At 61.4% G+C, this 12,868-nt stretch carries 11 protein-coding genes, 1 tRNA gene and 1 pseudogene; 3 read left to right on the forward strand and 10 right to left on the reverse strand.

The features are described 5' to 3' along the window. Nucleotides 1–13: 13 nt before the first annotated feature. The 4 genes from AB8B31_RS20750 to tesB all read right to left on the reverse strand — a co-directional run bounded on the left by AB8B31_RS20750 (nucleotide 14) and on the right by tesB (nucleotide 5,861). A complete protein-coding gene (locus AB8B31_RS20750; protein WP_026230960.1) occupies nucleotides 14–2,707 on the reverse strand; it encodes an FtsK/SpoIIIE family DNA translocase in 2,694 nt (897 codons plus the stop codon). A 250-nt stretch (nucleotides 2,708–2,957) separates the two neighbouring features. Continuing rightward, the gene (locus AB8B31_RS20755; RefSeq protein WP_018448272.1) at nucleotides 2,958–4,388 is read right to left on the reverse strand and encodes an ammonium transporter; all 1,431 of its coding nucleotides are present in this window, start codon (nucleotides 4,386–4,388) and stop codon (nucleotides 2,958–2,960) included. A 27-nt stretch (nucleotides 4,389–4,415) separates the two neighbouring features. Beyond that, complete coding sequence (locus AB8B31_RS20760) at nucleotides 4,416–4,766, reverse strand: P-II family nitrogen regulator (protein WP_003543684.1); 351 nt, start codon at nucleotides 4,764–4,766, stop codon at nucleotides 4,416–4,418. A gap of 210 nt (nucleotides 4,767–4,976) precedes the next feature. After that, a complete protein-coding gene (gene tesB, locus AB8B31_RS20765; RefSeq protein ID WP_028733566.1) occupies nucleotides 4,977–5,861 on the reverse strand; it encodes an acyl-CoA thioesterase II in 885 nt (294 codons plus the stop codon). Between the two features lie 83 nt (nucleotides 5,862–5,944). Between tesB and AB8B31_RS20770 the strand changes: the two genes are divergently transcribed. Continuing rightward, a complete protein-coding gene (locus AB8B31_RS20770) occupies nucleotides 5,945–7,159 on the forward strand; it encodes a ubiquinone biosynthesis hydroxylase (RefSeq protein ID WP_439007502.1) in 1,215 nt (404 codons plus the stop codon). A gap of 32 nt (nucleotides 7,160–7,191) precedes the next feature. Here the strand turns inward: AB8B31_RS20770 and AB8B31_RS20775 are convergent, their stop codons facing one another. The 4 genes from AB8B31_RS20775 to AB8B31_RS20790 form a co-directional block, all read right to left on the reverse strand. Further along, complete coding sequence (locus AB8B31_RS20775; protein WP_017966162.1) at nucleotides 7,192–7,380, reverse strand: Trm112 family protein; 189 nt, start codon at nucleotides 7,378–7,380, stop codon at nucleotides 7,192–7,194. A 9-nt stretch (nucleotides 7,381–7,389) separates the two neighbouring features. After that, a complete protein-coding gene (locus tag AB8B31_RS20780) occupies nucleotides 7,390–8,076 on the reverse strand; it encodes an LON peptidase substrate-binding domain-containing protein (RefSeq protein WP_018448275.1) in 687 nt (228 codons plus the stop codon). A gap of 274 nt (nucleotides 8,077–8,350) precedes the next feature. Beyond that, nucleotides 8,351–9,325 (reverse strand): thioredoxin, encoded by a 975-nt coding sequence (trxA, locus tag AB8B31_RS20785; protein ID WP_028733567.1) that lies wholly within the window; start codon nucleotides 9,323–9,325, stop codon nucleotides 8,351–8,353. Nucleotides 9,326–9,485: 160 nt separating this feature from the next. Beyond that, nucleotides 9,486–9,995 (reverse strand): prolyl-tRNA synthetase associated domain-containing protein, encoded by a 510-nt coding sequence (locus tag AB8B31_RS20790; protein WP_018448277.1) that lies wholly within the window; start codon nucleotides 9,993–9,995, stop codon nucleotides 9,486–9,488. A 256-nt stretch (nucleotides 9,996–10,251) separates the two neighbouring features. Here AB8B31_RS20790 and AB8B31_RS20795 point away from each other — a divergent pair. Then, nucleotides 10,252–10,326: transfer RNA gene (locus AB8B31_RS20795), tRNA-Gly, on the forward strand. 190 nt (nucleotides 10,327–10,516) lie between these two features. Here the strand turns inward: AB8B31_RS20795 and AB8B31_RS20800 are convergent. Then, the gene (locus tag AB8B31_RS20800) at nucleotides 10,517–11,266 is read right to left on the reverse strand and encodes an SDR family NAD(P)-dependent oxidoreductase (protein ID WP_018448278.1); all 750 of its coding nucleotides are present in this window, start codon (nucleotides 11,264–11,266) and stop codon (nucleotides 10,517–10,519) included. A gap of 58 nt (nucleotides 11,267–11,324) precedes the next feature. On the opposite strand from AB8B31_RS20800, the gene AB8B31_RS20805 reads away from it, so the two are divergent. Further along, nucleotides 11,325–12,257 carry a LysR family transcriptional regulator gene (locus tag AB8B31_RS20805; protein ID WP_018448279.1) on the forward strand — a complete coding sequence of 311 codons (933 nt, stop codon included), beginning with the start codon at nucleotides 11,325–11,327 and terminating at the stop codon, nucleotides 12,255–12,257. On the opposite strand, the pseudogene AB8B31_RS20810 reads toward AB8B31_RS20805, so the two are convergent. Further along, a pseudogene (locus AB8B31_RS20810) lies at nucleotides 12,220–12,511 on the reverse strand (response regulator transcription factor); the annotation flags it as partial. The gene AB8B31_RS20805 and the pseudogene AB8B31_RS20810 overlap by 38 nt on opposite strands. Nucleotides 12,512–12,868 lie beyond the last annotated feature (357 nt).

Genomic DNA, 12,868 nt, shown 5'->3' on the forward strand with positions numbered 1-12,868 from the left:
TATGCCTGTTCTGTCAGCGGTCGAGGATGTCGCCTTCGGTGGGAACGAGAATCTCGCGCTTGCCGGCGTGGTTGGCCGGCCCGATGATGCCCTCCTTCTCCATGCGCTCGACGAGCGAGGCGGCGCGGTTGTAGCCGATGCCGAGCCGGCGCTGGACATACGAGGTCGACGCCTTGCCGTCGCGCAGCACGATGGCGACTGCCTGGTCGTAGGGATCTTCCGATTCGGAAAGATTGGACGTGCCGGCCGGACCACCGCCACCGCCGCCATAATCGCCGTCCTCGTCGTCATCGGCGGTGATCGCGTCGAGATATTGCGGCGAGCCCTGGGTCTTCAGATAGGAGACGATCTCTTCCACCTCGACATCCGAAACGAACGGGCCGTGCACGCGCTGGATACGCCCGCCGCCCGCCATGTAGAGCATGTCGCCCATGCCGAGCAGCTGTTCGGCGCCCTGTTCACCGAGAATGGTGCGGCTGTCGATCTTCGACGTCACCTGGAAGGAGATGCGGGTCGGGAAGTTTGCCTTGATCGTGCCGGTGATGACGTCGACGGACGGACGCTGTGTCGCCATGATCACGTGGATGCCGGCCGCGCGCGCCATCTGCGCCAGACGCTGGACGGCGCCTTCGATATCCTTGCCGGCGACCATCATCAGGTCGGCCATCTCGTCGATGATCACGACGATATAGGGCATCGGCCTGAGATCGAATTCTTCGGTCTCATACATCGCCTCGCCGGTATGGCGGTCGAAGCCGGTCTGCACCGTGCGCGAGATCGCCTCGCCCTTCGACAGCGCCTGCTCGACGCGGGTGTTGAAGCCATCGATGTTGCGCACGCCGATCTTCGACATCTTCTTGTAGCGCTCTTCCATCTCGCGAACGGTCCATTTGAGCGCGACGACGGCCTTTTTCGGATCGGTGACGACAGGCGAAAGCAAATGCGGGATACCGTCATAGACGGAGAGTTCGAGCATCTTCGGGTCGATCATGATCAGCCGGCACTGTTCCGGCGTCATGCGATAGAGCAGCGACAGGATCATCGTATTGATGGCGACCGACTTGCCGGAGCCGGTGGTGCCGGCGACGAGCAGGTGTGGCATCTTGGCGAGATCGGCGATGACGGCTTCGCCGCCGATCGTCTTGCCGAGCGCCATGGCGAGCTTCGCCTTGCTGCCTTCGAAATCCCTGGAGGCGATGAGTTCACGCAGATAGACGGTCTCGCGCGTCTGGTTCGGCAATTCGATGCCGATCGCGTTGCGGCCGGGCACGACGGCAACACGGGCGGCAATGGCGCTCATCGAGCGGGCGATATCGTCGGCAAGGCCGATGACGCGCGACGACTTGATGCCGGGCGCCGGCTCCAGTTCGTAGAGCGTGACGACGGGGCCTGGACGGACGTGGATGATCTCGCCCTTGACGCCGAAATCTTCCAGCACGCCTTCGAGCATGCGGGCATTTTGTTCCAGCGCATCGGCCGAAAGCGTGGAGTCGCGCACGACATTCTTCGGCTCGGCGAGCAGATGCATCGACGGAAGCTGGAAACCCTCGGGACGGATGAACGAGCCCTGCGCTTCCCGTTCGATGCGGGCGCTGGGCTTTGGACGTGCGACCACCGGGACGACGCGCGGTTCCGGCTTGCCGGCCGCCTTTGCCGGCGCGCGGATCATCCAGTCGTCGTCATCGTCGTCGGGCAGGATATCGGCCGGGCGCGGCGGCATGTCGCTATCAAAGGGCAGGTCGTCGTCATTGTCGTCGTCGTCATCGATCGACAGCGACGGCGCGGAAACGATGCGCCGCGGCGAAGCCGTCCTTGACCCCATCGACGGTTCCATCGACGGCTCCATGCGCTCGCCGCGGACGGTCGGCGCCTTGGCGCGAACGGGTTCGTTCAGCGTCCCGAACTCGTCATCGTTGAAATCATAAGGTGATTCGTAATCGCCCTGACGGCGCTTGCGCGGTCCCATGCCGAAGAGCCGGCGCAGCCGGCCCTGGCTCATGTACCAGGCATGCGTCACGGCCCCGCTGAAAGCGACCCAGCGGGACTCATCCTCCTCCTCGTCCTCGTCTCCGACGACGCGAGCCTTGCTACGCGTATCGACGTAATCTTCCTCGATCTCCTCGTCGGCGTCGCTGCGACCGACGAGGCCGGAGGCAAAGAGCATCATCCAGGCGGTCGGCGCGGCAAAGATGCAGCCGACGATCATGGCGAAGGTGCCTGTCGGATAAGCGCCGACAAAGAGTGCCGGAAAACGCAGGATCATGTCGCCGACGACGCCGCCGATGCCGTTCGGAATCGGCCAGGTGAGTGGCGGCGGAAAACAGCCGATGACGGCGGAAGAGAGTACCGAACCGGCAAACCAGGCGCCGATGCGGGCAGGAATACGGCTGAAGCGGCGGCCCGAGATCAGCGTCAGCGCCCAGGCGACGATCGGCAGCATCGAAACAACGCTGGCAAGGCCGAGGAATTGCATGACGATATCGGCAAAGGCGGCACCGCTGTAACCGAGAATATTGGTCGGCAGATTGGCGGTCGCATAGGAATAGCTCGGATCCGCAACATTCCAAGTCGCCAGTGCCGCGACGCAGAACGCCAGCAGCAGAAAGATCGCAAAGCCGATGAGCGCCTGGATCTGCCGCAGCATGAATGCCGAGAAGGAGAACCGATCCGGACGGCCATCCATTGCCGGCGACGTGCTTCTTGCCATGTGTCTAACCCGTCCAATGCCTGAGGACACGCGAATCGCTAAAGCTTCGCCGTGCCAAAATGCGTCCGCTCTACCTAATCAGAGCCGGGTTAAAGCGATGTTAACCATGCATGCTAGGACGTGCATTCCGAACCGGGAAATGAAAAAAGCCCGAACCTTGGAAGGTCCGGGCCAAATGCGGTCTATGGTTAGATAGGCCGCGACGGGCCGTGCAGCGGCGCCCTTCTGCCGGGCGCCGCAAACCCTGTGATCAGGAAGAGTGATAGGCGGCTTCGCCGTGGGTCGAAAGGTCGAGACCTTCGCGTTCGGCTTCGACGGTCACACGCAGGCCGATGACGACGTCGACGATCTTGTAAAGGATCGCCGAGCCGATGCCCGACCACAGCAGCGTCGTCAGCACGCCCTTGGCCTGAGCCAAGACCTGCGTTGCCGTGCCGGCATAGGAGGCTGCGAAATCGGCTGTGGAATAATCGACGATGCCTGCACCGCCGAGCGCCGGGTTGACGAGGATACCGGTGCCGAGAGCGCCGATGATGCCGCCGACGCAATGGACGCCGAAGACATCGAGGCTGTCGTCGTAGTTGAACTTGTTCTTCACGACGTCGACGAAGAAGTAGCAAACCGGCGAGACGATGAGGCCGAGAACGATCGAGCCCATCGGACCGGCAAAGCCTGCCGCCGGGGTGATGGCAACGAGACCGGCGACGGCGCCAGAAGCACCACCCAGCATGGAAGCCTTGCCGCGGGTGAGGGTTTCGACGATGCACCAGGACACAGCGGCGGCAGCCGTTGCGACGAAGGTGTTGATAAAGGCAAGCGAGGCATAGGCATTGGCTTCGAGGTTGGAGCCGGCGTTGAAGCCGAACCAGCCGACCCAGAGCAGCGAGGCGCCGACCATGGTCAGCGTCATCGAGTGCGGAGCCATGATTTCCTTCTTATAGCCCGTGCGCTTGCCGAGCATGATGGCGCCGACGAGGCCCGCAATACCGGCATTGATGTGAACGACCGTGCCGCCGGCGAAGTCGATTGCGCCATAGGAGAAGATCAGGCCGGCCGGCGAAGTGTAGGAGCTCGGACCGCCCCAGAACCAGACCATGTGTGCCATCGGGAAGTAGATGAAGGTAACCCAGAGCACGACGAAGAGCATGACGGCCGAGAACTTGACGCGTTCGGCGAATGCGCCGACGATCAGGCCGGGCGTGATGCAGGCGAAGGTCATCTGGAACACGATGAAGGTGTATTCCGGAATGGCGACGCCCTTCGAGAAGGTCTCGGCGAGCGACGACGTGTTAACGCCGGCCAGGAACGCCTTGGAGAAGCCGCCGACGAAGCTGTTCAGCGAGCCGCCGTCGGTGAAGGCGAGCGAATAGCCATAGGTCACCCAGATCAGCGCCACGACGGCCGTGATCATGAAGACCTGCATCAGCACCGAGAGCATGTTCTTGGCGCGGACGAGACCGCCGTAGAAAAGCGCAAGGCCGGGGATGGTCATCAGAAGGACGAGCGCCGACGAGACGAGCATCCAGGTATTGTCACCCTTGTCCATGGTGAAAGCAGGAGCAGCAGCAGCGGTGGCGGCAGCTGGCGCAGCCTCCTGCGCGAAAGCGACGGCCGGCGCCAGAAGGGCGGCCGAAGCTGCGCAAAGCCGCGCAAAGGTGGAAGAAAACTTCGAAATTGACATTGGATAAAGCTCCTTGATCTGCCGTTCTTACAGCGCTTCTGAGTCGGTTTCGCCCGTACGGATGCGCACGGCATGGTCGATCGAATAGACGAAGATCTTGCCGTCACCGATCTGGCCGGTCTTGGCCGATGCCGCGATGGCCTCGACCGCCCTGTCGACGAGTTCCGATGCAACCGCGATTTCGATCTTGAGCTTCGGCAGGAAGCTGACTGCATATTCGGTGCCGCGATAGATTTCGGTGTGCCCCTTCTGGCGCCCGTAGCCCTTCACCTCGGTTACGGTCAGCCCCTGAATACCGATCGCCGTAAGGGCTTCGCGGACCTCATCGAGCTTGAACGGCTTGATAATGGCCATCACAATTTTCATCTGGTTTCCCATCCTTCGTTATCCTCGGCGCGGAGCCGACTCTCCTTGCCGCTGACGTTCCTGAACAGCGACCGGCGATACACATTCAAGGGGCGTGCCAGATTCGAGGCAGATCGTAAGTTATTGAAAAGTAAAGGTTATAATAAAGAGTGCCAATAAACAGGCAAATGATCGGCCAATAAGCGCACAAATAACGCGCAAATTTACAAAGTTGCACAATTTTTATTCATTTGCCTTTTTCCGAATCAGGCCTTCCTGCGCGACCGATGCGATTAGGCGGCCCGATCGCGTAAACAGGCTACCCCGGGTTAATCCTCTGGCACCTGAAGCCGACGGACTGTCCTGCGTATAAAGCAACCAGTCGTCGAGCTTGCAGGGTCGGTGGAACCACATGGAGTGATCGAGGCTCGCCACCTGCAGGCTCTGGTCGAAGATGGACGTTCCGTGCGCATAGAGCGACGTATCGAGCAGCGTCATGTCCGAAAGATAGGCAAGCACCGCCGCCTGATAGAGCCGGTCGTCGGGAACCGGGCCGGTGGCGCGCACCCAGACGTCCTGTTTGGGATCGAGCTTCCTGTCGGAAAAATAATGGGTCAGCGAGACGGGACGGATCTCGATCGGCCGCTCACGCTGCCAGTATTTTCGGATCGCCTCCGGCGCATGCGCGAGATACTGCTCCTTGATCTGCTGCTCGCCGAGCAGCGCCTCCGGCATCTCGACCTCGGGCATCGCAGTCTGGTGTTCGAAGCCCGGCTCCTCCACCTGGAAGGAGGCCGACAGCGCGAAGATTGCCTTGCCGTGCTGGATGGCGACGACACGCCGCGTATTGAAGCTCGATCCGTCGCGAATGCGCTCCGCCTGATAGATGATCGGCACCGAGGGATCGCCGGGACGCATGAAATAAGCATGCAGCGAATGGACGAAACGTTCGCCCTCGATGGTGCGCTGCGCCGCCATCAGCGCCTGGCCGATCACCTGGCCGCCGAAGACCCGCTGCCAGCCGACCTTGGGACTGCGGCCGCGGAAGATATCGACCTCGATCGGCTCGAGGTCGAGCGTCGAAAGCAGCGTCTCCATCGCCGAAGGCCCGGTCGTCTCGCCTGTCATTTCTATGTCTCCCAGCGGTAGGAAGTGAAGTTGCGATGATCTATATAGATCACATCTGAGGCATAAGGTACGGGAGCGGCGCGATGCTGGACATGCTGGTTGTGGGCGGGGGTTATGTCGGCCTTTCCGCCGCTGTCGCGGTCAAACAGGCGGCACCCCATCTGAATGTCGCCGTCGTCGAGGCCGCCCCCGAACATGTCTGGAAAAACGATACGCGCGCTTCCGCCATCATCGCGGCGGCGGCGAAGATGCTCGAGGTCTTCGGCATCTGGAACGAGATCGAACCGGAAGCCCAGCCGATCACCAAAATGATCGTCACCGACTCCAAGACCTCCGATCCGGTGCGTCCGGTTTTTCTGACCTTCGACGGCGAAGTGACTGAAGGCCGGCCCTTCGCCCACATGATCCCGAATGTTGCCATGGTCGCAGCACTGCGCGGCGCCTGCGAACGGCTCGGCATCGACATCCGCCACGGGCTCGGCGCCACGGAGCTGAAGACCCACGACACCCATGTCACCGTCACGCTTTCGGACGGCAGCGCGCTGGAAACGCGGCTGCTGGTTGCCTGCGACGGCGTGCGCTCGAAACTGCGTGATCTCGCCGGTATCAGGACCGTCACCTGGGACTACGGCCAGTCCGGCATCGTTGCAACAGTCGAACACGAGCGGCCGCATGACGGATGCGCCGAGGAACATTTCCTGCCGGCCGGCCCCTTCGCCATCCTGCCGCTCAAGAACAACCGCTCCTCGCTCGTCTGGACGGAGCGGACGCCGGATGCCAACCGTCTGGTTGCCGCCGACGACTTGATCTTCGAGGAAGAGCTCGAACGCCGCTTCGGCCACAAGCTTGGGAGCCTGAAAGTCATCGGCGACAAGCGCGCCTTCCCGCTTGACCTGACGCTGGCGCGCTCCTTCGTCGCGCCGCGTTTCGCGCTGGCCGGCGACGCCGCCCACGGCATTCACCCGATTTCCGGTCAGGGTCTCAATCTCGGCTTCAAGGATGTGGCGGCACTTGCCGAAACCATCGTGGACGCGGATCGCCTCGGCCTCGATATCGGCTCGATCAATATCCTCGAGCGCTACCAGACCTGGCGGCGCTTCGACACTTTCCGCATGGGGGTGACGACCGACGTGCTGAACCGGCTCTTCTCCAACGATGCGACGCCGGTCCGCATCGCCCGCGACGTCGGCCTCGGCATCGTCGACCGGCTGCCGCGCCTCAAATCCTTCTTCATCGGCCAGGCGGCCGGAACGACGGCAAAGGACAATCCGCGCCTGCTTGCCGGAGAGACGATTTAATCTTTGTTTTTACGCAATTCCCTGGAATTGCTTTAGTCGTCGAGGCGGCGGGCCTCGGACACCAGCATGATCGGTATGCCGTCGCGGATCGGATAGGCAAGTCGTGCCTTTTCCGAGACAAGCTCATTCTGCTCGCGATCATAGGAAAGCCGGCCCTTGGAGAGCGGGCAGACCAGGAGATCGAGCAGCTTTGGATCGACGCGGCTGAGTTTTTCATCCATGGCTGAAGTCTACTGCAGAACCGTGTCGGAGTCACCGAAGACGCGCGCCAGCACGATTTCGGTAATGGCGATCAGCGTCTCGGCCCGCGTCTTCAGGTCCGGCGCCTCCAGCAGCGCTTGCTTTTCTGCCGGCCCGAAGGGCGACATCATCGCCAGCGAATTGACGAGCGTCAGATTGCTCGCCCGTTCGACGCTCTCCCAGTCGGCCTCGAGCTTGTTGGCATCGAGATAGGCCTTGAAGGCGGTCAGAAGTGCTGCCCGGTCGACCGCCTCCTCCTCGTTCGCGGCCGAGAGGTCGGCGATGAACGGGGCGATACGGAAGATGCGGAAGGGATCGTTGGTCGTTTTCTCCTCCAGCAGCCGGAAGCGGCAGACGCCGGTCAGCGATACGATATAGCGCCCGTCGCCGGTCTCCGCGAAGGAGGTGATCCGACCGAGGCAGCCGACAGCGGCAAGGTTGGGCTCGCCGCCCTTGTCCTCATGTTCGCCAAGCGCCGGCTGCACCATGCCGATCAGCCGGTTTCCGGTCAGTGCTGCATCCAGCATCGCCAGGTAGCGCGGCTCGAAAATGTTGAGGGGAAGCTGCCCGGCCGGCAGCAGGAGGGCGCCGGTCAGGGGGAAGACAGCGATCGCATCAGGCAGATCGCCCGGCTTCAGGTATCTGGCATTCCCGACTTGCATGAAACCGTCCCGCATTCTTGTAACGGGCATGCCCGTTCTGACGAGAATGTGGTGCCCTCGTCCGAAAACGCAAGGGCAGATGCTCGAAACTTAACGCATACCCTGAAAATCAGGATCGATGTTCGAGCAGGATTATACGTGGATTGAATGCGATAGCGCGCGGTTAGCGCGTCCTGTTGGACGCGCGGAGCCGGGAGCAATTCCGGGAAAAGTGCGAAGCGGTTTTCCCGGAATTGCGTGAAAACAAAAGGCTAGAGCGGTGCTGCGCTTCCAGGAAAGCTGGATCGCTTTACGAGAACAGCATGGCTGAAAGCTTGCGGCGCGCTGCAACCGTCGCCGGATCCTTGAAGCCCCAGACTTCAAAGAATTGAAGCAATTGGCGGCGGGCGCCATCATCGTCGAAGGCACGGTCCTTGCGCATGATCAGAAGCAGATGGTCGGCCGCTTCGTCGCGCCGGCCTTCGACATTGCGAATCTTGGCGAGCTTCAGACGCGACTCGTGGTCATCGGGATTGGCAGCCAGCTCGCGCTCGAGCGCAACGGGATCGCCGAGCTTGCGGGCCTCTTCGATCTGCTCGAGCTTCATCAGCACGGCCTGGATGCCGGCGTCTTTCGCCAGCTCTTCCGGCAATTCCGTCAGGATTTCGCGCGCCCGTTGATGCTGGTTTGCGGCGATCATGCATTCGGCCATTCCGGCAAGCGCCTTGGCATTCTCGGGGTCGGCCTGCATGACGGCGCCATAGAGCTGAGCAGCCTCGTTGATATTCCCGGCAGCAAACAGTTCCGCCGCTTCCGCAAGCACGGCTTCGATTTCCGCCGCCTCGTCGGCGCCGGCCGGACCGGCGATCCGGTCGATGAACTGCAGGATCTGGCTTTCCGGCACCGCGCCCATGAAGCCGTCGGCGGGGCGGCCGTTGACGAAGGCGATGACGGCAGGGATCGACTGGATGCCGAGCTGGCCGGCGATCGAGGGATGATCGTCGATGTTCATCTTGACCAGCCGGACGCGGCCCTTGGCTTCGTTGACCACTTTCTCCAAGACCGGCGTCAGCTGTTTGCACGGACCGCACCAGGGTGCCCAGAAATCGACCAGCACCGGCTGCTTGCGCGATTCCTCGATCACATCCTTGCCGAAATTCGCGGTCGTTGTATCCGTGATGTAGCTGCCGGCCGCAGCCGCGGGTTCCGGTGCCCCGCCGAAGCTTGTCGTCGCCGTCATCTGATTTCCGAAGGAACCGCTATAGGGGTTGTCGCTGCCGCTCATAGGTATCTCCCGCCGCGCCGATCCTTCCGGCGTCTTTGCTAAAGCATCTCGCGCAAAACTGTGGTGCGGTTTTGCGATAAAGACATGCGCAAAACCAAAGACTAAAGCGCGGCAAGCGAATCTAAAAGATCGCCACGCGCTTTAGCGCTAAAATCGTATGTCAGGACGTCACTTTCAAGACAAGTGGCTTATGTCCCGTCGCTTCCATGAAACGGATGAGGTCGCTGCTCGCAATCGAGGTCGTCGCATCATTGGATAGCGGATGGCAGTTGACGATCTCCTCGCGCATCAGCTCGGCATCGAGCACGAAGGTGACATTCTCCGCAGTATCGTTGATCGCGCCGAACGCCGTGACCGAACCCGGAGCCACGCCGAGATACTCCATCAGCTTCTCCGGTCTGCCGAAAGAGACCCGGCCGGACCCGCCGATGGCATTATGCACCTGCTTGAGGTCGACGGCAGCATTTTCCTCCACCGTCAGCAGAAAATACTTGTCCTTCTTGTCCTTGACGAAGAGATTCTTGGTGTGGCCGCCGGGGATCTCGTCGCGCAGGGCCACCGATTCGGCGACAGTGAAGACCGGCGCATGGTCCACCGTCTTATGGGCGATGCCGAGCCCGTCGAGAAAGGCAAACAATTCTTCTCTGGTCTTGGGGGCATTTTCGGACATGGGGCAATCCATTGGACGGGAAGGGAAAAAAGCGAGGCGTCCTGATTAAGTCCGTCCACATCGTTTGGCAATCTTTGCGACCGACGCTTTGCCCCGCATTTGCGGCCTTTCCGCCCGAGCTCTGCGAACACCAGAATTTTTCTTCGCCTCACCGTCATTTCCCTGTTGCATTTGAAAACCCGTTAGGCCATATAGCGCCGGTCGCCGCGAGGCGGCGCCCACGGTCCAACAACTACCCCGGACCGATGCGGATTGAGCGGGTGTAGCTCAGGGGTAGAGCACAACCTTGCCAAGGTTGGGGTCGAGGGTTCGAATCCCTTCGCCCGCTCCAGTTTCCAAATTGCCCATACCGAAGACACAGGTAACAGATTGTTCCTCAGACATGGGTGACAACCTCGTGCCAAACGAATTGTCGGTGGTTTGCAAAGTCCTCTGCTCCAGGTCGATATATCCCAGATCATAGTCCACCGACAGCTTCGACAGGTTGTAGAGCCCGTTGGGGCTGGCAAAGGGCAGGCCGTTTAAGCCAGGGTCATACCGCCATCGACGTGAAGCTCGATCCCGTTGACAAAGCTTCCCGCGTCGGAGGCGAGGAAGAGTGCGGCGCGCGCCAACTCTTCCGGTCGGCCGAGACGGCCGGCAGGGATCAGGGAAGCCATGTAATCTTCGAATGCCGGCCGCTCGGCCTCCGATACGCCCAGCTTGGCGAGGATTTCCGTCTCGACCGGTCCCGGGCTCAGGATGTTGACGCGGATCCGCCGCGGCTTGAATTCGATCGCCCAGTTTTTCGCAAAGGCAGCGGTTGCTGCCTTTGAACCGGCATAGACAGTATGGTCCGGGAGGACCTTCGTGGCCGCGAGCGAGCTCGTAACGATGATGTTTCCGCCGTCGCGGATCAGAGGGGCGATCGTCTGCACGCCGAAGAACACGCCGCGCGTATTGATTGCGAAGTGCCCGTCATAGTCTGCCGGAGTCACTTCGGCGGAGGGGGTGAGGTTGATGATCCCGGCATTGGCCATGTAGATGTCGAGCCCGCCGAAGCGGCTCTTCACGGTGTCCGCCAGCCTGCGATGATCTTCCAGGTCGGCGGCATCACCCACGAAGCCGATGGCCGACGGACCGATTTCTTGCACGGCGCGGTCGACAGCATCCTGCCGGCGCCCGGAAATGATGACCTGCGCTCCTTCTTCCGCGAACAGCCGAGCGGTCGCCTTGCCGATGCCGCTATTGCCGCCGGTGATGACGGCGACCTTGTCTTTGAGGTGTTGCATTGCTTATCTCCTTTCAACGAGAAATGAGATAAACGCTGCCACCCTTCGTCATTAGATCATGGGCGGGCACATGATCTGTGCCGCGGAGGTGCAAATGCCGAATCTGCTCAACGAGATGCCCGGATTGATGGCTTTCGTGCGGACGGTAGAGGCCGGATCGTTCAGCGCCGCGGCCCGCGATCTGGCGACGACACCGTCAGCAGTGTCGAAGAGCGTGGCGCGGCTGGAAAAGAAGATTGGCGCCCGGCTGTTCCTGCGCTCCACGCGCGCGCTGATGCTTACCCAGGACGGGCAACTTTTCTTCGACCGCGTTGCGCCGCTGTTGCGGGACCTGGATGCAAGTGAAGAGGCGATCAGGTCCGACGTTGCGCCCTCGGGTCGCTTGCGCATCAGCATGCCTAGCGAAATGGCGCCTCTACTGCTGCCGCGCCTCTTCGGAAGCTTTGCAGCCGACTATCCGAACCTGCATTTCGAAGTCGGACTTACGGATCGGTTCGTCGACCTGATCAGGGAGGACTACGACGTTGTGCTGCGCGTTGGAAATCCCGCGCCGGGGGACCTCATGGTTCGTCACCTGGCCGACCTGCCGATGACGATCGTCGGGTCTCCGACCTTTCTGAAGACCTGGGGCAATCCTGCAACTGCCGAAGCGCTGGCGGCTTTGCCCTTTGCCCGCTATGCACTGGGTGGTGTCACGCTGCCTCTGCGCCTGCCGGACGGGACGAGCTTCATTCCCTTCGGGCGCGTCGATTGCGACTCAGGGGCCGCACTCATTCAAGCTGCGCTCAGTGGGCTGGGAGCGGCCTATCTTCTGCGATGTCTGGTCGCAAAAGACCTGGCAGACGGCACGCTTGTTACACTCGCGGCGGGGTTTGCGTTCCCTAGCGCTCCCTTTAATGCACTGCACGCCTTTGGTCGCACCGTGCCGTTGCGCGTAAAGCTGGTCTGCGATTTCATCGCCGGCGAGGCAAAAGCCCTCGAAGCCATCTGAGCTTGACCGTGACTTCGCTGATGCCGAGGTCGAAAGCGATCTGTTTGTTGAGGCGTCCGCGCGTCACCACTTCGCGTAGGATCTCGCGCTCGCGATGCGTCAGCATCCCTAAACATTCAAGATTGCGCCAGACGACGATAGCTTCCGTGCGCCGGGGCCATCCAACGCGATACCGGCCCCACTGCATCGAGCAGCGTCTGGTCTGACACCGGCTTGGTGAGGAAATCCATAGCGCCCGACTTCATCGTTTTGACCCCTCCGCCTACTTGGGAAAGCGCGCCGAGCTTCAATCAACGGCCCCGAGATGTTGATGGCGCGGCCTATTGGAAAGGCCGCAGCACCAGCTTGCCAGACGAGTAACGTCTCGTTGCTATCTCAGATGGGGCGATGGTGTTCCAACTCGATATTGGATGCCGACCCTAAGGTCGAAGCAGTCGAGAACCACGTAAACGACGATCCCGAAGGCCAGGATGTCTTTGAGGATCATTGCCGGACGTTTCTCTCGCGGCTGCATCCAACAAACCGGCGAAACCCCGGGCGACTGCCGCATGCGCATGCGTCAACAGCAATTGCTCTGCAGCGGCAGCAATCGTTCTGGCGCAGCCGCAGAT

This window comes from Rhizobium sp. 62_C5_N11_2 (assembly GCF_051811185.1).
Lineage (GTDB): Bacteria > Pseudomonadota > Alphaproteobacteria > Rhizobiales > Rhizobiaceae > Rhizobium > Rhizobium leguminosarum.

Bases quoted from the DNA above. Each gene is read 5' to 3' on its own strand.
- AB8B31_RS20750 (WP_026230960.1), bottom strand. From the start codon at position 2,707: ATGGCAAGAAGCACGTCGCCGGCAATGGATGGCCGTCCGGATCGGTTC.
- AB8B31_RS20755 (WP_018448272.1), bottom strand. From the start codon at position 4,388: ATGTCAATTTCGAAGTTTTCTTCCACCTTTGCGCGGCTTTGCGCAGCT.
- AB8B31_RS20760 (WP_003543684.1), bottom strand. From the start codon at position 4,766: ATGGGAAACCAGATGAAAATTGTGATGGCCATTATCAAGCCGTTCAAG.
- tesB (WP_028733566.1), bottom strand. From the start codon at position 5,861: ATGACAGGCGAGACGACCGGGCCTTCGGCGATGGAGACGCTGCTTTCG.
- AB8B31_RS20770 (WP_439007502.1), top strand. From the start codon at position 5,945: ATGCTGGACATGCTGGTTGTGGGCGGGGGTTATGTCGGCCTTTCCGCC.
- AB8B31_RS20775 (WP_017966162.1), bottom strand. From the start codon at position 7,380: ATGGATGAAAAACTCAGCCGCGTCGATCCAAAGCTGCTCGATCTCCTG.
- AB8B31_RS20780 (WP_018448275.1), bottom strand. From the start codon at position 8,076: ATGCGGGACGGTTTCATGCAAGTCGGGAATGCCAGATACCTGAAGCCG.
- trxA (WP_028733567.1), bottom strand. From the start codon at position 9,325: ATGAGCGGCAGCGACAACCCCTATAGCGGTTCCTTCGGAAATCAGATG.
- AB8B31_RS20790 (WP_018448277.1), bottom strand. From the start codon at position 9,995: ATGTCCGAAAATGCCCCCAAGACCAGAGAAGAATTGTTTGCCTTTCTC.
- AB8B31_RS20800 (WP_018448278.1), bottom strand. From the start codon at position 11,266: ATGCAACACCTCAAAGACAAGGTCGCCGTCATCACCGGCGGCAATAGC.
- AB8B31_RS20805 (WP_018448279.1), top strand. From the start codon at position 11,325: ATGGGCGGGCACATGATCTGTGCCGCGGAGGTGCAAATGCCGAATCTG.